The sequence below is a fragment of the Cellulosimicrobium sp. SH8 genome, from assembly GCF_025818875.1.
Taxonomy (GTDB): Bacteria; Actinomycetota; Actinomycetes; order Actinomycetales; family Cellulomonadaceae; genus Cellulosimicrobium; species Cellulosimicrobium cellulans_D.
This window is the reverse complement of the sequence record NZ_JAMXMH010000010.1, coordinates 37,948-56,550: the sequence shown is the minus strand read 5'-3', so window position 1 is coordinate 56,550 and position 18,603 is coordinate 37,948. Positions and strand designations below refer to the sequence as shown.

At 74.3% G+C, this 18,603-nt stretch carries 18 protein-coding genes; all 18 read right to left on the bottom strand.

Translation table 11 applies throughout. The annotated features are described in order from the left end of the window. Window positions 1–80: 80 nt before the first annotated feature. The 18 genes from NF338_RS14510 to NF338_RS14425 all read right to left on the bottom strand — a co-directional run bounded on the left by NF338_RS14510 (window position 81) and on the right by NF338_RS14425 (window position 18,601). A complete protein-coding gene (locus NF338_RS14510) occupies window positions 81–380 on the bottom strand; it encodes a DUF2469 domain-containing protein (RefSeq protein ID WP_024840525.1) in 300 nt (99 codons plus the stop codon). A 37-nt stretch (window positions 381–417) separates the two neighbouring features. Next, window positions 418–1,224, bottom strand: a complete 807-nt coding sequence (locus NF338_RS14505; RefSeq protein ID WP_412846914.1) for a ribonuclease HII — start codon at window positions 1,222–1,224, stop codon at window positions 418–420. Window positions 1,225–1,283: 59 nt separating this feature from the next. Then, on the bottom strand, window positions 1,284–2,114 hold the full coding sequence (lepB, locus tag NF338_RS14500; RefSeq protein WP_264031446.1) for a signal peptidase I: 831 nt from the start codon (window positions 2,112–2,114) through the stop codon (window positions 1,284–1,286). Window positions 2,115–2,257: 143 nt separating this feature from the next. Continuing rightward, window positions 2,258–2,617 (bottom strand): 50S ribosomal protein L19, encoded by a 360-nt coding sequence (gene rplS, locus NF338_RS14495; protein WP_087472897.1) that lies wholly within the window; start codon window positions 2,615–2,617, stop codon window positions 2,258–2,260. Window positions 2,618–2,894: 277 nt separating this feature from the next. Beyond that, window positions 2,895–3,716: a tRNA (guanosine(37)-N1)-methyltransferase TrmD gene (gene trmD, locus NF338_RS14490; RefSeq protein WP_264031445.1), complete on the bottom strand. Its 822-nt coding sequence runs from the start codon at window positions 3,714–3,716 to the stop codon at window positions 2,895–2,897. 2 nt (window positions 3,717–3,718) lie between these two features. Beyond that, complete coding sequence (gene rimM, locus NF338_RS14485; RefSeq protein ID WP_264031444.1) at window positions 3,719–4,312, bottom strand: ribosome maturation factor RimM; 594 nt, start codon at window positions 4,310–4,312, stop codon at window positions 3,719–3,721. Window positions 4,313–4,453: 141 nt separating this feature from the next. Then, complete coding sequence (locus NF338_RS14480) at window positions 4,454–4,693, bottom strand: RNA-binding protein (protein WP_087471729.1); 240 nt, start codon at window positions 4,691–4,693, stop codon at window positions 4,454–4,456. Next, window positions 4,693–5,130: a 30S ribosomal protein S16 gene (gene rpsP, locus NF338_RS14475; RefSeq protein ID WP_087471728.1), complete on the bottom strand. Its 438-nt coding sequence runs from the start codon at window positions 5,128–5,130 to the stop codon at window positions 4,693–4,695. Before rpsP ends, NF338_RS14480 begins: the two co-directional genes overlap by 1 nt. A 171-nt stretch (window positions 5,131–5,301) precedes the next feature. Next, entirely contained in the window at window positions 5,302–6,426 is a 1,125-nt protein-coding gene (locus NF338_RS14470) for an amidohydrolase family protein (RefSeq protein ID WP_264031443.1), read from the bottom strand. A gap of 165 nt (window positions 6,427–6,591) precedes the next feature. After that, entirely contained in the window at window positions 6,592–8,202 is a 1,611-nt protein-coding gene (gene ffh, locus NF338_RS14465; RefSeq protein WP_264031440.1) for a signal recognition particle protein, read from the bottom strand. A 112-nt stretch (window positions 8,203–8,314) separates the two neighbouring features. After that, window positions 8,315–10,177, bottom strand: coding sequence for a [protein-PII] uridylyltransferase (locus tag NF338_RS14460; protein WP_264031439.1), 1,863 nt, complete (start codon window positions 10,175–10,177; stop codon window positions 8,315–8,317). Window positions 10,178–10,193: 16 nt separating this feature from the next. Beyond that, on the bottom strand, window positions 10,194–10,532 hold the full coding sequence (locus NF338_RS14455; protein ID WP_087471724.1) for a P-II family nitrogen regulator: 339 nt from the start codon (window positions 10,530–10,532) through the stop codon (window positions 10,194–10,196). Beyond that, complete coding sequence (locus tag NF338_RS14450; protein ID WP_087471723.1) at window positions 10,529–11,842, bottom strand: ammonium transporter; 1,314 nt, start codon at window positions 11,840–11,842, stop codon at window positions 10,529–10,531. Before NF338_RS14450 ends, NF338_RS14455 begins: the two co-directional genes overlap by 4 nt. 215 nt (window positions 11,843–12,057) lie before the next feature. After that, on the bottom strand, window positions 12,058–13,239 hold the full coding sequence (gene ftsY, locus NF338_RS14445; RefSeq protein ID WP_264031438.1) for a signal recognition particle-docking protein FtsY: 1,182 nt from the start codon (window positions 13,237–13,239) through the stop codon (window positions 12,058–12,060). Between the two features lie 104 nt (window positions 13,240–13,343). Then, the gene (locus NF338_RS14440) at window positions 13,344–13,790 is read right to left on the bottom strand and encodes a hypothetical protein (protein WP_264031437.1); all 447 of its coding nucleotides are present in this window, start codon (window positions 13,788–13,790) and stop codon (window positions 13,344–13,346) included. An 84-nt stretch (window positions 13,791–13,874) separates the two neighbouring features. Further along, a complete protein-coding gene (gene smc / locus NF338_RS14435) occupies window positions 13,875–17,432 on the bottom strand; it encodes a chromosome segregation protein SMC (protein WP_264031436.1) in 3,558 nt (1,185 codons plus the stop codon). Between the two features lie 145 nt (window positions 17,433–17,577). Beyond that, entirely contained in the window at window positions 17,578–18,030 is a 453-nt protein-coding gene (ndk, locus tag NF338_RS14430) for a nucleoside-diphosphate kinase (RefSeq protein ID WP_264031435.1), read from the bottom strand. A 76-nt stretch (window positions 18,031–18,106) separates the two neighbouring features. Next, a complete protein-coding gene (locus tag NF338_RS14425; protein ID WP_318783092.1) occupies window positions 18,107–18,601 on the bottom strand; it encodes a DUF4233 domain-containing protein in 495 nt (164 codons plus the stop codon). Window positions 18,602–18,603 lie beyond the last annotated feature (2 nt).

Sequence of the window (18,603 nt, the reverse complement as noted above, 5' to 3'; positions counted from 1 at the left end):
GACACGCGGCGCCAAGCGGCCCGCGGCGAGCTGTGGAAGGGACCCTCAGATACCGGGCCTGTGGACGGCCAGGACCGTGGTCAGAGCTGGAGCTCCGCCTTCGCGAGCTCCTCGACGTTGACGTCCTTGAAGGTCACCACGCGGACCGACTTCACGAACCGCGCCGACCGGTACACGTCCCACACCCACGCGTCGGCGAGCCGCAGCTCGAAGTACACCTCGCCCGCGGCGGAACGCACCTGGAGGTCCACCTGGTTCGCCAGGTAGAAGCGACGTTCGGTCTCCACCACGTACGAGAACAGGCCCACCACGTCGCGGTACTCGCGGTACAGCGCGAGCTCCATCTCGGTCTCGTAGTTCTCGAGGTCTTCGGCGCTCACGCCACCATCATGGACCATCGAGCGCTCCGCGCTCGCCTCAGCTCGTGAGCAGGCCCGCGTCGGGGTCGAGCTCGAGGACGTCCACGGGCGCCCCGTACGCCGGGGCGTCGAGGCCCTCGTCGCCCCGCTCGGGCAGCCGCCAGGACCGGCGGTGCTGCGGCGTCGGGCCGCGCTCACGCAGGGCCTCGACGTGCGCCGCCGCGCCGTAGCCCTTGTTCTGGTCCCACCCGAAGGCGGGGTACTGCCGCGCGAGGCTGGTCATGAGGCCGTCGCGCTCGGTCTTGGCGAGGACGCTCGCCGCGGCGACCGAGGCGCACTCGAGGTCCGCCTTGACCAGCGTGCGCACGCGGGGGTCGACGAGCTGCTCGTCGTCGTGCGGGTCGAGGTCGAACGCCTCGAAGAGGTCGACCGCGGAAGGGCGGCTGAGCCAGTCGTGCTTGCCGTCCAGGAGGACGGCGTCGACGTCGCCGACCGTGCGGCGCACCTGGGCGAGCGCCCGACGGCCCGCGAGGCGCAGCGCACCGACGATCCCGTGCGCGTCGATCTCGGCAGGACCGGCGTGGCCCACGGCCCAGGCGACGCACCACGCCCGTGCGGGCGCCACGAGGGCCTCGCGGGCGGCGGCGGTGAGGAGCTTGGAGTCGGTGAGCCCGGGCGGGCACGGCTTCGTCGCGAGGTCGACGACGACGACGCCCACGGAGACCGGGCCCGCGAGCGCGCCACGACCGACCTCGTCCATGCCGGCGACGAGCCGCGCGCCGTCGCGCAGCATCGCACGCTCCTGGCGCAGGTCCGGACGGCGGCGCGCGGGAGCACGGCGCACGCGCGCCGGTGCCGTGTCCACCGGTGCGACGGACGCCCCGGCGGACGCAGGAACGGCGGGAGGGGCGACCGCGTCGAGCGTCACGGCTCCACCGCGGGGACGTCGGCGAACACGTCGCCGGGGTTGCGCAGCAGACCGAGGTGGGAGAGCGGCCAGACCTTGACGAACGCCGTGCCCACGACGTTGCCCATCGGCACGAACCCGCCGCCGGGCTTGCCCGTGTTGTAGCGCGAGTCCGCCGAGTTCTGCCGGTTGTCACCCATGACGAACAGCATGTCGGCGGGGACGGTCCGGTCGAACGGATCCTGGCTGGGGATCGAGCCGGGCTTGATGTACGTCTCGTCGATCGACACCCCGTTGACGCTCACCCGACCCTCCGCGTCGCAGCACACCACGTGGTCGCCCGGCGTGCCGATCACCCGCTTGATGAGGTGCTCGCCGGTGTCCTGCGGCAGCAGACCGACGAACGTCAGCGCCGCACGCACCGCCTCCGACACCGGGCTCTCGGCCTGCGGCACGGGCGGCGGCAGCCACCCGCCCGGGTCCTTGAACACCACGATGTCGCCCCGGTGCACGTCGAACGCCCCTGGCACGAGCCGGGACACCATCACGCGGTCACCCTCGACCAGCGTGTTCTCCATCGACGCGCTCGGGATGAAGAACGCCTGCACCAGGAACGTCTTGATGAGCAGCGAGAGCACCAGCGCGCTGACCACGATGATCGCCGTCTCGCGCAGCAGCGACGACTTCCGCACCGGGCGCTCCCCGGACCCGCGGCCCGACCGGTGCGCACCCGGCTCCGCGAGGTGCTCCCCGTGCTGCGGGGTCTCCTCGTCGTCGCGAGGACCGAGCGCCGCGCGCTCGGTGCCGGCGTCGGGCTGCGGGCCGCGGGGCGGGGCGCTGTCGGTCACGCGTTCACAATGCCACCTTCTGCCGTCTTCCGAGAAACGGACCGGCCCTCGGACCGCGTGTCCCGGGGACGACGACGGCGGCCGTCCCCCGAGGGGACGACCGCCGTCGTACGAGCGGAGCGGCAGGACCTGCCGACAGCCGATCAGCGAGCGGGCGCGGTGTCGCGCTTCTCCTTGATCTTCGCCTTCTTGCCGCGCAGCGCGCGCAGGTAGTACAGCTTGGCGCGACGCACGTCACCGCGCGTCACGACCTCGACCGACTCGATGGACGGCGAGTGCACGGGGAACGTGCGCTCGACACCCACGCCGAAGCTGATCTTGCGGACCGTGAACGTCTCACGGATCCCGCTGCCTTGGCGGGCGATGACGACGCCCTGGAACGCCTGGACGCGGGAGCGGGTGCCCTCGACGACCTTGACGTTGACCTTGAGCGTGTCGCCGGGACGGAAGTCCGGGACGTCGCTGCGCAGCGATGCTGCGTCGACGCTGTCCAGCGTGTGCATGGTGCTTCTCCTCGTCCGCCACAGGTCGGACGCGTGCTCGTGGCCCGGGCGCGCCGGGCCGTCGTCGTCTGTCGGTGGGGTGTGCCGTGCTGCGCATGGGCGGTCGACCACCTCGCGGTCGTCGACGCGTCGTGCCAGTCCGCCCGAGGATCCGGGCGCGGGCTCCCCTGTGGCAGAGGTTCCGGGGCGGCACACACCGATCGACCATTCTGCCACACCCCGCGGGTCGGGCGGCAGCCGGCCCCGTGGCCGACGCCGCTCACGGCGCGGCGGTGAGTCAGGACGCGTCGCGTCCGGAGAGGACGAGGCGGCCGTCGGCGACGACCCACCCCGTCTCGGCGAGGACCTCCAGGTCGTGCCGGTCGAGCGTGTCGACGTCGAGCGCGTGCACCATGTCCGGTCGCCGTGCGGCGGTCCGGCGCAGGGCCTGGTCGCGACGCCAGCGGTGGATCCGCGCGTGGTGGCCCGAGAGCAGCACCTCCGGCACCTCGAGGTCGTCCCAGGCCGGCGGCTTCGTGTACACGGGGTACTCGAGCAGGCCCGCGGCGCCGTGCGACTCCTCGACCAGCGACTCGGGGTTGCCGACGACACCCGGCAGCAGCCTCCCGACGGCCTCGACCATGACGAGCGCGGCGACCTCTCCCCCGTTGAGGACGTAGTCGCCGATCGACAGCTCGCTGACCCGCATCCCGGCCGCCCGGTAGTGCTCGGCGACGCGCGCGTCGATCCCCTCATAGCGTCCGCAGGCGACGACGAGGTGCTCCTCGGTCGCGAGCGCCTCGGCCGTGCGCTGCGTGAAGGTCTCGCCCGACGGCGTCGGCACGACCAGGTGCACCGCGCTCGCCCCGGCCCCGTCCGCCGTCCCGGTCGACAGGCCCGCCACGTCGTCGATCGCGCGGCCCCACACGTCGGGACGCATGACCATGCCCGCCCCGCCGCCGAAGGGCGTGTCGTCCACGGTGCGGTGCCGGTCCGTCGTCCAGTCCCGCAGGTCGTGGACGCGCAGGTCGAGGATCCCCGCGGCGCGCGCCTTGCCGACGAGCGACAGGTCGAGCGCGGCGAGGTAGTCGGGGAAGATCGTGACGACGTCGATGCGCACGGTCAGGCCTCGCCGTCGCGCTGGTCGTCCTGCCCGCGCGCGACAGAGCCGGCCGCGTCGCCGCCGTCCGGGGTCGCCACCTCGAGCCGGTCCGCGTCCGACGCGAGCAGCCCGCCCGGCGGGTCGAGCACGACCCGCCCACCGGCCACGTCGACGAGCGGGACGATCTGCCGGACGAACGGGACGAGCGTGCGGGCGCCGCCCGTCTCGCGCAGCACGAGGACGTCGTGCGCGGGCAGGTGCTCGAGTCCGTCGATGCGTCCGAGCACGCGACCGTCCTCGTCCTCCGCGCGGAGGCCCACGAGCTCGTGCGGGTACCAGGCGTCCTCCTCGTCGGACGCGTCGACCTCGACCACGAGCTCGACGCCGCGCAGGGCCTCCGCGGCAGTGCGGTCGCGAACGCCCTCGAACCCGACGAGCCAGCGCCCCTGGTGCACGCGCACGGTCCCGACGGTCAGCGGGCCGGCGGTCGCGGGGCGCGTCTCCAGGCGCGCGCCCACCCCGAGGCGCTCCTCGGGCTCGTCGGTGCGCAGGTCGAGCGCGACCTCGCCACGCAGTCCGTGCGCCTTGCCGACGCGCGCGACGGTCAGCTCCATGGTCGTCACTCCTCTGGTGATCCTGGTCCGGGCGGCGCCGGGTGGGCGTCCGGTCGGTCTGTGGGTACAGGAAGGCCCGGCCCGCCGGTCGGCGGGCCGGGCCATGCCCGTGGCCCCTCGCGGGGCACGATGGTGCGGGCCTCAGCGGCGGTCGACGTCCACGACGTCGACGCGGACCGGCCCGTCGGTCGCGAGCGCGCCGATCACTGTGCGCAGGGCACGAGCGGTGCGCCCGCCACGACCGATCACGCGACCGAGGTCGTCCGGGTGCACCCGGACCTCGAGCAGGTCACCGCGACGCAGCGTCTTCGCGCTCACCCGGACGTCGTCCGGGTTGTCCACGATGCCGCGCACGAGGTGCTCGAGCGCGTCGGCGATCATCAGGCCTGCTCGTCGGCAGCGGCCTCGTCGGCCGCGTCGGCGGGCTCCTCGGCCGGAGCCTCGGTCTTCTTCTCCGCGGCCTTGGCCTTGACCTTCTCGGCGTCGGCGGCGGCAGCCTCGATCGCGGCGGTCGGGTCGACCTTCTCGCCCTTGACCTTGAGCGTGCCCTCGGCGCCGGGGAGGCCCTTGAACTTCTGCCAGTCGCCCGTGATCTTGAGGAGCGCGAGCACCTGCTCGGACGGCTGCGCGCCGACGCCGAGCCAGTACTGGGCGCGGTCCGAGGTGATCTCGATGAACGAGGGCTCCTCGGTCGGGTGGTACTTGCCGATCTCCTCGATCACGCGACCGTCACGCTTGGTGCGCGAGTCCGCGACGACGACACGGTAGTACGGCGCACGGATCTTGCCGAGACGCTTCAGACGAATCTTGACGGCCACAGTGGTGGTCTCTCCTGGTTCTGGTTCGGGCGAACCCGGACCCGCCCCGTGGGGACAGGACGAGGAAGGGGTTCAGGACACGGCACGCGCCGGAGAGAGGGGCCGGGGCACGCCGAGTACCGGGACATTGTGCCAGACCGGACCCGCCGGGACCAACCCGCGCGCGACCGTTCAGCCCGCGTGCGGGGCGACGATCTCGCCGCGCAGCACCACCGCGGTCGGGGCGCGCAGGACACCGACGTCCTGGCGCGGGTCCTGCGGGTACACGACGAAGTCCGCCGACGCGCCCTCGACGAGCGACGTGTAGCCGAGGTACTCCCGGCCCTGCCAGCTCGCCGCCGCGACCACCGCCGCGTCGGGGATGCCGGCGGCCACGAGCTCGGCGCACTCGTCCGCGAGGCGACCGTGCCCGATCGTCCCGCCCGCGTCGGTCCCCACGAGGATCTGGATGCCCGCCTCGTACAGCGCCCGCGCCTGCTCGTACCGGCGCTCGTGGAGCCGTCGCATGCGCGCCGCGAAGACCGGGTACTTCCCGTCGGCCTGCCGGGCGATCGCCTCGAACTGACCGACCTGCAGCAGGGTCGGCGTGACGGCGACCCCGCGCTCGGAGATCTCGTACATGAGGTCCGGGTCGATCCCCGTGCCGTGCTCGATCCCGTCGACGCCCGCGGCGAGCAGGGACGGGATCACCTCCTCGGAGAAGGCGTGCACGGTGACGCGCGCGGCCTCGGCGTGCGCCGCGGCGACGGCCTCGGCGAGCACGTCGTCGGGCCACAGCGGTCGCAGGTCGCCGTCGGCCCCGAGGTCGCGGTCGATCCAGTCGCCCACGATCTTCACCCAGCCGTCGCCCTGGCGCGCCTCGCGCCGCACGGCCTCGGGAAGCTGTGCGACGTCGTCGAGCTCGAGCCCGTAGCTGCGCAGGTAGCGCTTGGGGCGCGCGAGGTGGCGACCAGCCCGCACGAGGCGCGGCAGGTCGCGCCGGCCGTGCACCCACCGCGTGTCGAGCGGCGAGCCGGCGTCGCGCACGAGGAGGACGCCGCTGTCGCGGTCCGAGACGGCCTGGTCCTGCGCCGTCGCCGCGTCGACCGCGCCCTGGGCACCCAGGCCGACGTGGCAGTGCACGTCGACGAGGCCGGGCAGGACCCAGCCCTCGAGCTCGACCATGTTGGTGCCCTGGGCGGACGGCCGCGTGAGGCTGATCCGCCCGTCCTTGACCCACAGGTCGCCCACCTCGCGGTCGTCGCCGACGATGACGTGGCCGCGGACGTGCAGCGTGGGGCCTTCCAGCGCGGACATGCGGCTCCTGGGTGAGGACGGACGGCCCGGTTCGCGGGCTCGGGGAGGCACCGGGCGGGTGCCACGGACATAACCTAGCGCTCGGGCGACCGCGGGACGCACCCGAGGCGCGCCCGGGTGGCACCCCGGGTGCTCAGCGAGGTGTCGCGCCCGAGCGGCGGGCGGTCAGCGACCCAGCAGCTTCTCGAACCCGGGCGGGAGCTGGAGGTCGTCCGGAGCGGGCTGGGCGGGCTCGTCGGTCCGGCCCATGCCGAACGCCGAGCCTGCGGGTGCCGACGGACCCGTGACCTCGCCTGCCGCGCGGGCGGCGGCGGCGCGCTCCTGCTCCGCGCGCTTGGCCGGGTTGCCGGAACGGCCCTTGACCTTGCGCTGCGGCGCCTGGCGGCCCCGCGCCTTCTTGCCACCCATGCCCGGCAGGTTGCCCATGCCCGGCATGCCCGGCATCCCGCCACCGCGGCTCATCTGCCGCATCATCTTCTGCGCGCCGGCGAACCGCTCGAGGAGCTGGTTGACGTCGCTCGTCGTCACGCCGGAGCCGCGCGCGATGCGGGCGCGGCGCGAGCCGTTGATGATCTTCGGGTTGTCGCGCTCCGCGGGGGTCATCGAGCGGATGATCGCCTCGATGCGGTCGACCTCGCGCTCGTCGAAGTTGTCGAGCGCCTCGCGCATCTGGCCCATGCCCGGGAGCATCCCGAGCATCTTCTTCATCGAGCCCATGTTCTTCATCTGCTGCATCTGCACCAGGAAGTCCGCGAGCGTGAAGTCCTGGCCCGTGGCGACCTTCTCCGCCATCTTCGCGGCCTGCTCGGCGTCGAACGCCTTCTCGGCCTGCTCGATGAGCGTGAGGACGTCACCCATGTCGAGGATGCGCGACGCCATGCGGTCCGGGTGGAACGCCTCGAAGTCGGTGAGCTTCTCGCCCGTGGACGCGAAGAGGATCGGGCGCCCGGTCACGCCGCGCACCGACAGCGCGGCACCACCGCGCGCGTCGCCGTCGAGCTTCGTGAGCACGACGCCCGTGAAGTCGACGCCCTCCTCGAACGCCTTCGCGGTCGCGACGGCGTCCTGGCCGATCATCGCGTCGATGACGAAGAGGACCTCGTCCGGCTGGACGGCGTCGCGGATGTCCGAGGCCTGCTGCATGAGCACCGCGTCGAGACCGAGGCGGCCGGCGGTGTCCACGATGACGACGTCGTGCTGGCGCTGACGGGCCGTCTCGACGCCCTCGCGCGCGACGGCGACGGGGTCGCCGATGACGTCGTCGACCTCGACCCCGCTCTGGTTGCCCGGGTGCGGGGCGAACACCGGGACCCCGGCGCGCTCGCCGACCACGGTGAGCTGGGTGACGGCGTTCGGACGCTGGAGGTCCGCGGCGACGAGGAGCGGCGTGTGCCCCTGCTCGCGCAGGTGCAGCGCGAGCTTTCCGGCCAGCGTCGTCTTGCCCGCACCCTGGAGGCCCGCGAGCATGATGACGGTCGGCGGCGTCTTGGAGAAGCGCAGCCCCCGGCTCTCGCCGCCGAGGATGCCGACCAGCTCCTCGTTGACGATCTTGACGACCTGCTGCGCCGGGTTGAGCGCGCCCGACACCTCGGACGAGAGCGCTCGCTCGCGCACGGTCGCGCTGAACTCGCGCACGACGGGCACCGCCACGTCGGCGTCGAGCAGCGCGCGCCGGATCTCCCGGATCGTCGCGTCGATGTCCGCCTCGGACAGCCGGCCCTTGGAACGCAGGTTCTTGAAGGTCGATGTCAGTCGGTCCGACAGCGTGTTGAACACCGCGTCATCCTCACCAGTCGTCGGAAGTCTCGTCCGCGGCGGCGCTCCCGCCTGCCGTCGCCCGAGACCGGGCGCGGGCTGGAAGAGGACAGGCCGTCCGCGAGGGACCAGCCTACCCGGCGGCGTCCGGGTCTCTCGGCACGTCCTTCCGCACAGCGCCCAGCGCGCGCAGCGTCTCCCCCACGAGGTCGTCGACGAGCCGCGCCCGCCACGCGGTCCACGCGCTCGGCCCGAGGGACGACGCGTCCGCCTCGGTGAGCGCGCGCAGCACCCGGAGCAGGTCCGCCCGGTGGTCGACGGCGTCCGCGAGCTCGGCGACCGTCGCCGGGTCGTCCGGGTCCGCACTCACGGCGAGCCGGGACAGCGTGAGGTGGTGCCGCACGAGGCGCTCCACGTCGGCCACGACGTCGGGCTCGAAGCCCATGCGGCCGAGGATCGCAGGGACCAGCCGCGCGCCCTCGACCGAGTGGTCGACGGCGCCCGCGCGCTTGCCGATGTCGTGCAGCACCGCGGACAGCAGGAGCAGCTCCGGTCGCTCGACGTCCTTGCGGTCCCGGGCCGCGCGCGCCACGACCTCCACGAGGTGCCGGTCGACGGTGTGCCGGTGCACGGCGGCGCGCTGCGGACGGTTCCGCACGCCCGCCCACTCGGGGATCCACGTGGTCACCACGCCGGCGAGGTCGAGCGCTTCCCACACGGCGACCTGGGCCTGGCCCGAGCCCAGCAGCGAGAGGAACGCCGCGCGCGCAGCCCGCGGCCACGGCTCGGGCAGCGGCGGGCACTGGGCGAGGCTCGCGACCGAGACCGGGGAGAGCGTGAGGCCCGTCCGGGCGGCGGTGGCGGCGGCGCGCAGCGACAGGAGCGGGTCGGACGCGGGGTGGGCGTCCACCGCGAGCACGAGCTCGCCGTCGTGCTCGACGAGCCCGTCGCCGACAGACCGCAGGCGCGGTGCCGCCCGGCGACCCCGGACGAGGACCGGACGGCGGGCGATCGACGGCCGCTGGAGCGCCTGGCGGGCGCGGCGGACCGTCGTGTCGAGCGCGTAGGAGACCTCGCGGCCGGCCGCGGCGAGGCTCGCGAGCAGCTCGTCCGGGTCGTCGAACCCGGACAGCGCGGCGACCTCGTCGAGGTCGGCGAGCAGGAGCCGGCTCGTGTGCCGTCCGGTGACGACCTGCAGGGTGTCGCGCACGTCCAGCAGGTGCGCGTACGCCCGGTCGACCGACCCGTGCGGACGGTCCGTGAGCCACGTCGCCGCGAGCGCCGAGAGCACGACGGCGTCCCGGATGCCGCCGCGCGACTCCTTGAGATCGGGCTCTATGAGGTACGCCAGCTCCCCGGACCGCTCCGCGCGCTCGCGCGTCGAGGAGAGCAGGTCCGGCAGGCGGCGGCGCGACGCGGACCGCCAGTCGGTGAGGACCGCGGACGACGCCCGGTGCACGACGACCGCGTCGCCGGCCACCGCGCGCACGTCGAGCCAGCCCACGGCCGCGGGGACGTCCTTGGAGGCCACCTGGCGGCACTGGGAGAGCGAGCGCACCGAGTGGTCGAGGTCGACCCCGGCGTCCCAGAGCGGGTACCACAGGCGCTCGGCGACGCGCGCGACGTCGTCGGCCCCGTGGCTGCGGCCGTCGTGGACGAGGACGAGGTCGAGGTCGCTCGCGGGCCCCATGTCGCCCCGGCCGAGGCTGCCCACGGCGGCGAGCGCGATGCCGTCGGGCGCGACCCCGTCGGTCGCCTCACGCCACAGGCCCTGCAGCGACGACGTCACGAGGTCGACGACGGCGGCCCGGCGCGCGACGCCGCTGCGGCCGGGCCCGCTCCTGGACCGCGCGACGTCGAGCATCCGCGCGCGGAGGTCCCGCACCCCCTCGGGGTGCGGGACCTCCGCGCTCTGCTCGCCCGGCTGCTGCTCGAGGCGCCCCGCCGATCCCCCCGCGACCCCGCCCGTGGTCGGGGTGTCGGCGTGGTCGGTCATCCGATGGTCCGTCGCCTCACAGGGCGCCGGGGCCGTGCTCGCCCGTGCGCACACGGGCGACGTCGTCCACCGGGACCGTCCAGACCTTGCCGTCGCCGATCTTGCCGGTCTGCGCCGCCTTGACGATCACCTCGGTGACCACGGTCGCGTCGGCGTCGTCGACGAGGACCTCGACGCGGACCTTCGGCACCAGGTCGACCGTGTACTCCGCACCGCGGTAGACCTCGGTGTGGCCCTTCTGGCGCCCGTAGCCGCTGGCCTCGCTGACCGTCATGCCCCGCACGCCCGCGGCCTCGAGCGCCGACTTCACGTCGTCGAGCCGGTGCGGCTGGATGATTCCCGTGACGAGCTTCATGCCCGCACCTCCTTGATGACGCTGCCCTGCTGGATGGACTCGTACGCCGTCTCGCCGTGGACCGCGAGGTCGATGCCGCCGACCTCGGCGTCCTCGCTGACCCGCCAGCCCATCGTGGCCTTGAGGATCAGACCGATGACGAGCGTGGTGGCCGCCGAGAACACGATGGCGACGAGGGCGATGAGGATCTGCACGACGAGCTGCTGCGCGCCGCCGCCGAAGAACAGGCCCGTGTCGGTGGCGAGGAAGCCGATCGCGACGGTACCCCAGAGGCCGGAGACCAGGTGGACGCCGACGACGTCGAGCGAGTCGTCGTAGCCGAAGCGGTACTTGAGGCCGACCGCGAGCGCGGAGAGCGCGCCGGCGACGAGGCCCAGGACGATCGACGTCACCGGGTTGAGGGCGCCCGCGGCCGGGGTGATCGCGACGAGACCCGCCACGACGCCGGACGCGGCACCGAGCGACGTCGCGTGGCCGTCGCGGATCTTCTCCGTGAGGAGCCACCCGATGATGCCCGCCGCGGTGGCGCTCGTCGTGTTGACCCAGGCGAGGCCCGCGGTCTCGTTCGCCCCGAAGGCCGAGCCCGCGTTGAAGCCGAACCAGCCGAACCAGAGGAGGGCCGCGCCGAGCATGACGAACGGCAGGTTGTGCGGGCGCATCGGCTCCTTGCCGAAGCCCTTGCGCTTGCCGATGAGGATCGCGAGCACGAGGGCCGCGACACCGGCGTTGATGTGGACGACGGTGCCGCCCGCGAAGTCGATCGGCGCGACCGTGGCGGCGCCGTCGGTCACCCCGAAGATGCGTGCCGCGAGGCCGTTCTCGTTGCTCGAGAGGAAGCCGCCGCCCCAGACCATGTGGGCGAGCGGGAAGTACGTCACGGTGACCCAGATCGCCGTGAAGGTGAGCCAGGTGCCGAACTTCACGCGGTCGGCCAGCGCACCCGAGATGAGCGCGACCGTGATGATCGCGAACGTCACCTGGAACGCGATGTCCACCACGTTCGGGTAGTTGCCGAGCGTGCTCGCCACGGCGCTGCCGTCGGCGTCCGTGATCGCCCCCGAGAGGCCGAACTGCGCGAACGGGCTGGCGACGAGGCCACCCGTCCCGGCCTCGCCGTAGGACATCGACCAGCCCCACAGCACGTAGACGACGCCCACGACGGCCATCGCGCCGAACGACATCATCATCATGTTCAGCACGGACTTGGCGCGGACCATGCCGCCGTAGAAGAACGCCAGTCCGGGCGTCATCAGGAGCACGAGGGATGCTGAGGTCAGCATCCACGCGGTTGCCCCGGTGTCCCACTCCATCGGATCATCTCCCCTCGCCAGCCGGGCGGCCGGTCGGGGACTACGGTGGTGGGAGCGGGTTTCCCCCGCGGTGTCGCCGTGTTACGCGGGTGTGACAAGCGTTCCTCGGACGTAAACGTTCCGTTTCACCCGGGTGGAGGTGTCGCGCGGCGTCCGGATCGCGACACGCTCGTGATCGCACCGTGACACGACCGTGACCCGGCGCGGGGCGTCCGTCAGTCGCCGAGGAGGCCGTCCACGAACTGCTCCGGGTCGAACGGGGCCAGGTCGTCGGGGCCCTCCCCCAGCCCGACGAGCTTCACGGGGACGCCCAGCTCGCGCTGCACCGCGACGACGATTCCTCCGCGTGCCGTCCCGTCGAGCTTCGTCAGGACGATGCCCGTCACGCCCGCGACCTCGCCGAACACGCGCGCCTGGTTGAGCCCGTTCTGGCCCGTCGTCGCGTCGAGCACGAGGAGCACCTCCGACAGCGGCGCCTCCTTGGTGATGACGCGCCGGATCTTGCCCAGCTCGTCCATGAGGCCCTGCTTGTTCTGGAGCCGCCCGGCCGTGTCGACGAGCACGACGTCCACGCCCTCGGTGCGGCCGCGGCGCACGGCGTCGAAGGCCACGGCGGCAGGGTCGGCGCCGTCGCGGTCGGACCGCACGGTCGGGACGCCCACGCGCGAGCCCCAGGTCTCGAGCTGGTCCGCCGCCGCAGCGCGGAACGTGTCCGCCGCGCCGAGCACGACGCTGCGGTCCTCCGCGACCAGCACGCGCGCGAGCTTGCCCACCGTCGTCGTCTTGCCGGTGCCGTTCACGCCGACGACGAGCACCACCGCCGGGACCGGGCTCCCGTCCTCGCCGGCACGGGGAGTCGTCGCGAGCGACCGGTCGAGCGACGGGTCCACGAGCGCGACGAGCTCGGTGCGGAGCAGGTCGCGCACGCTCGCGGCGTCCCGGACGCCGAGGACGCGGACCTTCGTGCGCAGCGCGTCGATGAGCTCGCCGGCCGGCCCGGCGCCCACGTCTGCCAGCAGGAGCGTCTCCTCGAGCTCGTCCCAGTCGTCCTCCGTGAGGTGGTCGCGCGAGAGCACGGAGAGGAGCCGGGCACCGAGCGGCGAGCCGGAGCGCGCGAGCCGCTCGCGGAGCCGGACGAGGCGACCGCCGACAGGCTCGGGACGCTCGACCGTCGGCGCGGGCGCGAGGGTCTCCTCCGCCGCGGGCGGGGCCTCGGCCACCGCGGCACCCGGAGAGCCCGTCGCCGGCTCGCGGGTCGCGGGGGGTGCGGTCGGTGCGGCGGGAGGAGGCTCGACGACGTCGCGACGGCGTCGGCGGACCGACACGGTCCCGAAGGTGACGAGGCCGACGACGAGCAGGACGCCGAGGGCGATCCAGAGCGGGAGGAGGTCGTTCACCCCGGAAGTCTCTCAGACGCGGGCGAGGGCCACGCGGTGGTCACGTGGCGGCCGCACGACGGGTCGCACCGGCATCGCGCCGGCCACGCCGGGTCACGCCCGGGTCACGCCTGGGGAGGACGCTCGCCCGTGTGCAGCGGCCGCACGCGCTCGCGTGCGCGGTGCAGCACGTCGGTCAGCTCCTCGGCGTCGACGTACGCGCGCGACGTCACCTCGGTCGCGGTGAAGAAGTCGTCGATGCTCGTGTCGACCGGACGGGGCATACGCACGGTCCCGACGTGGTGCGCGTCGAGGTTCCCGCGCCGACGCCGCCGACGCAGCCCCGAGCGGAAGTCGCGCCAGAACCCGCGCATGCCCTGCTCGTCGGACCGGTCACCCTGCGCGGTCGAGTTCTGGGCCTCCGAGCGCGCGACGACGCTCGCGAACAGGAACACGACGGCAGCGACGCCGAGCGTGAGCCCCAGCCACACGAACATCCAGACCATGAGGTCCAGTATCCGGGTCGCCGCAGCGGGCGCGACCGCAGCCACGCCGAGCTGCCCGATCGGCACCACATCTTCACAAGGCCCGGAATTCCAACGATTCTCCAGCGTTCCCCCAGGTCCTGGGAGCACGCGGACCCGGCGTGATCCCCCTCACACCGGGACGTCCTCGCGGGCCTCGTTCATCCGCTGGCTGATGACGGTCGTCACACCGTCGCCGCGCATCGTCACGCCGTAGAGCGCGTCGGCGATCTCCATCGTGCGCTTCTGGTGGGTGATGACGATGAGCTGCGAGTCCTCCTGGAGCTCGCGGAAGATCTCGAGGAGACGGCCGAGGTTGACGTCGTCCAGGGCGGCCTCGACCTCGTCCATGACGTAGAACGGCGACGGCCGGGCCTTGAAGATCGCCACGAGCAGCGCGACCGCCGTGAGGGAGCGCTCGCCGCCGGACAGCAGCGAGAGCCGCTTGACCTTCTTGCCCGCCGGTCGGGCCTCGACCTCGATCCCGGTCGTGAGCATGTCGTCGGGGTCCGTCAGCACGAGCCGTCCCTCGCCGCCCGGGAACATGCGCGCGAAGACCCGCTCGAACTGCTCGGCGGTGTCACGGTAGGCGTCCGTGAACACCCGCTCGACCCGCTCGTCGATCTCCTTGACGATCTCGAGGAGGTCGGCGCGCGACTTCTTGAGGTCGGCGAGCTGGTCCGCGAGGAACTTGTGCCGCTCCTCGAGCGCCGCGAACTCCTCGAGCGCGAGCGGGTTCACCTTGCCCAGCCGGCCCAGATCCCGCTCGGCGGCGCGCAGCCGCTTCTCCTGGGTCGCGCGGTCGTAGGGTACGGTGCGCGGCTCGTCGTCGTCGGACGGGACCGGGACGTCGCGGTGCGGCCCGAGCTCCTCCACGAGGACGGCCGGGTCGAGGCCGAGCTCGTCGACGCTGCGCGCCTGGAGCTGCTCGATGCGCAGCTGCTGCTGCGCGCGCGCCACCTCGTCCCGGTGCGCGACGTCGGTCAGCTCGCGCAGTCGTGCGGCGAGGTCGTCGACCTCGCGGCGGGCCCCCGTCACGGCGGCGTCGCGCTCGGCGCGCGCCGCCTCGGCGGCCTCACGCTCGGCACCCGCACGGGCGAGGGACCGGTCGACGGCGCCCAGTGCCTGGGCCGCCCCGTCGCGCACGGCCGACGCGCGCTCGGACTGGCGCACCCGGGCGGCCTCGCGCCGGGCGGCCCGCTCGCGCGCCTCGCGCTCCGCCGCCGCGGCGCGCGCGAGCGACTGCGCCCGGCCCGCCACGGCACGCGCGCGCTCCTCGCTCGTGCGCAGGGCCAGGCGCGCCTCGGTCTCCGTGGTCCGGGCGGCCGACGCGAGCGCGAGGAGACGGTCGCGCTCCGCGGTCGCCTCGGCGACGGCCTCCTCGGACTGCTCCGGCGCCGCCTCCGCGACGTCGAGCCGCTCCACGAGGCCCGCGAGCGCCTCGCGCGCGGCGTCGAGCCCCTGCGACGCGCGCTCGAGCGAGGCACGCACCCGCTCCGCCTCGGCGGCGGCCGAGCGCGCCGTCGCACCCAGGTGGCCGAGCTGCTCCGCGACCGCCGCGAGCTGGGCGTCCGACTGGTTGAGCCGGTCGAGGGTGTCGTCGTAGCGGGCGCGCGCCTCCTGGGCTGCGTCGCGCGCGCCCACGAGGGCGAACCGCGCGCGCTCCCCGCGGGCCGCCGCGTCGTCGTGGGCGGCACGCGCCTCGTCGAGCGCGGACTGCAGGTGCAGCACGCTCGGCGCCGAGGCCGACCCGCCCCACCCGCGCGTCGCCGCCAGGAGGTCGCCCCCGCGCGTCACGACCACGACGCGGGGGTGGCGGGCGACCAGGGCGCGCGCCTGCGCGAGGTCCTCGACGACGGCGACGTCCGTGAGCAGGGCGCGCACGGCGTGGCCGACGCCCCCGCCCGCCGTCACGACGTCGACGGCCCAGCGCGCGCCGTCGGGCAGGGCGACCGCGTCGTGCCCCTCCCCGTGCGCCGCGTCGACCGCGACGACGAGCCCCGCCCGCCCGGCATCCTCGGTGCGCAGGTAGCGCAGCGCGTCGACAGCGGCGTCGACCGACTCCACGGCGACGGCGTCCGCCGCGGGGCCGAGCGCCGCCGCCACGGCGTCCTCGTACCCGGCCTCGACGCCCAGCAGCGCCGCGAGCGAGCCCACCACGCCGACACCGTCGGCGGCGAGCAGCGCACCGGCGCCGTCCTTGCGGTCCAGGCTCAGCTCGAGCGCCTCGATCCGCGCGCTCCACGTGGCGCGCTCCTGGTCCGCGGCGGAGGCCGCGTCCTCCAGCCCGCGCACGGCGGTCGTCGTCCGCTCGACCTCGTCGGCGGCGGCCTCGTGCTCCGCGTCGAGACCCTCCTCGCCCTCCTCGGCGCCGACCACCTGGGTCTCCAGCACCGCGAAGTCCGTGCGTGCCTGGGTGCCCCGGTGCTCGGCCTCCGCCAGCGACTCGCGGAGCCGCCCGATCTCCGCCTCCGCGGCCTCGACCCGGGTGCGCTGCGCGGCGACCTGGCCGGCGAGGCGCGCGAGGCCCTCGCGGCGGTCGGCGGCACCGCGGAGCAGGGTCGCGACCGCGCGCTCGGCCTCGCCCGCCGACCGCTCGACGTCCTCGCGGTCCGCGACGGCGGCCGCGAGCGCGTCCCGTGCGCGCGCGACCTCCGCCTCGAGCTCGGCCTCGGCCGCACGCACGCGCTCCGCCTGGGCTTCGAGCTCGTCGGGGTCCTGGCCGCGCTGGGCGGGCTCCGGGCGACCGAGCAGGCGGACGCGCTCCTCCGCGAGCGTCTGCGTGCCGCGCAGGCGCTCGCGCAGGGACGACAGCCGGAACCAGACGTCGGTCGCGGCACCGAGCGCGGGAGCCGCCTCCGCGGCCTCGCGCTCGAGGCGGCCGAGCCCGTCGCGGGCCGTGGCGAGCGCCCGCTCGACCTCCGCCTGCTGCGTCCGCAGCGCCGCCTCGTCCGCGATCTCCTGCTCGAGGGTCGCGGTGAGCTGGGCGAGGTCGTCCGCGAGCAGGCGGGCCTTGGCGTCGCGCAGGTCCGCCTGGATCGTCGCGGCCTTGCGGGCGATCTCGGCCTGGCGTCCCAGCGGGCCGAGCTGGCGGCGGATCTCGGTCGTGAGGTCGGCCAGCCGGGTGAGGTTGGCCTGCATCGCGTCGAGCTTGCGGAGCGCCTTCTCCTTGCGCTTGCGGTGCTTGAGGACGCCCGCGGCCTCCTCGACGAAGCCACGGCGGTCCTCGGGCGTCGCGCGCAGGACCGCGTCGAGCTGCCCCTGCCCGACGATCACGTGCATCTCCCGACCGAGGCCGGAGTCGGAGAGGAGGTCCTGGATGTCGAGCAGGCGGCACGCGGAGCCGTTGATCGCGTACTCGGAGCCGCCGCTGCGGAACAGCGTGCGGGAGATCGTCACCTCGGTGTAGTCGATCGGGAGCGCGCCGTCGGTGTTGTCGATCGTCAGGGAGACCTCGGCGCGCCCGAGCGGCGGCCGCCCGGACGTCCCGGCGAAGATGACGTCCTCCATCTTGCCGCCGCGCAGCGTCTTGGCGCCCTGCTCCCCCATGACCCACGCGAGCGCGTCGACGACGTTGGACTTGCCCGAACCGTTCGGCCCGACGACGCACGTGACCCCGGGCTCGAAGCTCAGCGTCGTCGCGGACGCGAACGACTTGAAGCCGCGCAGCGTCAGGGTCTTGAGGTGCACGGACCCGAGCCTAGTGGCGGCCCCCGACGAACCCGCGGATCTGCGCCCCGCGCGGCCGGGCGCCGTCGCCGGAGGTGCCCGGACGCGCGGCGCCCCGCCCCGGCCGGTGCGGCCGAGACGGGGCGCGGTGCTGCGTGCCGGTGCGTCAGCCGAGCTCGGGGAACCAGAGCGCGATCTCGCGCGCGGCGGACTCGGCCGAGTCGGAGCCGTGGACGAGGTTCTGCTGGACCTTGAGCCCCCAGTCGCGGCCGAGGTCGCCGCGGATGGTGCCGGGGAGCGCCTCGGTCGGGTTCGTCGCGCCCGCGAGGGAGCGGAAGCCGGGGATGACGCCCTGGCCCTCGGCGACGACCGCGAGCACCTTGCCCGACAGCATGAAGTCGACGAGCGGCTGGTAGAACGGCTTGCCCTCGTGCTCGGCGTAGTGGGCCGCGAGCAGCTCGGGTGTCGCGTCGAGCAGGCGCACGGCGGCGAGCGTGTAGCCCTTGGCCTCGACGCGGCGCAGGACCTCGCCGGACAGGCCGCGGCGGACGCCGTCGGGCTTGACGAGGATGAGGGTGCGCTCGATGGTCTCGGTCAGTGCGGGTGCGACGTCGGTCATGGTCGCCGAGCCTACCGGCCGCGCCGGCGTGCGGGACGCCGTGACCACCCGCGCGAGGGCGCGGGCACGCCTCGCCTCAGTCGGTGTTCGGCGCGGTCTCGGGGTGCTCGGCGTCGTACGCCGCGCGCTCGCGGTCGATGCGCCCGCCGAGCCGGATCGAGACGACCCACAGCACGACGAAGATCCCGCCGACGACGAACATCATCGGCACGACGAGGCCGAACGCCAGGACCGGCACCTGGACGACCGACCCGGCGACGTAGCCACCCGGCGTGCCGACCATGCGGGACAGGACGACGAGCACGACGGCGAGGACGCCCCCCACGAGCCAGATCGACGTCGCGCTCGGCAGCTCGAGCGGCCCGCGCGAGTACGGCACGTCCCGCAGGCCGTAGGCGACGAGCGTGGCGAACACCACGAGGAACGCCTCGAGCAGCAGCGTGGTCGACGCGAACTGGGCCTTCGCGGGCTTCTTCGGCTTGATGCGGTCGCCCGGCGAGGGGCGCACCGGGCCCGCCGCGCGGCCGTAGCGGGACGGCTGCGCGGCGGGCTGCGACGGCGAGGTGCTCACCC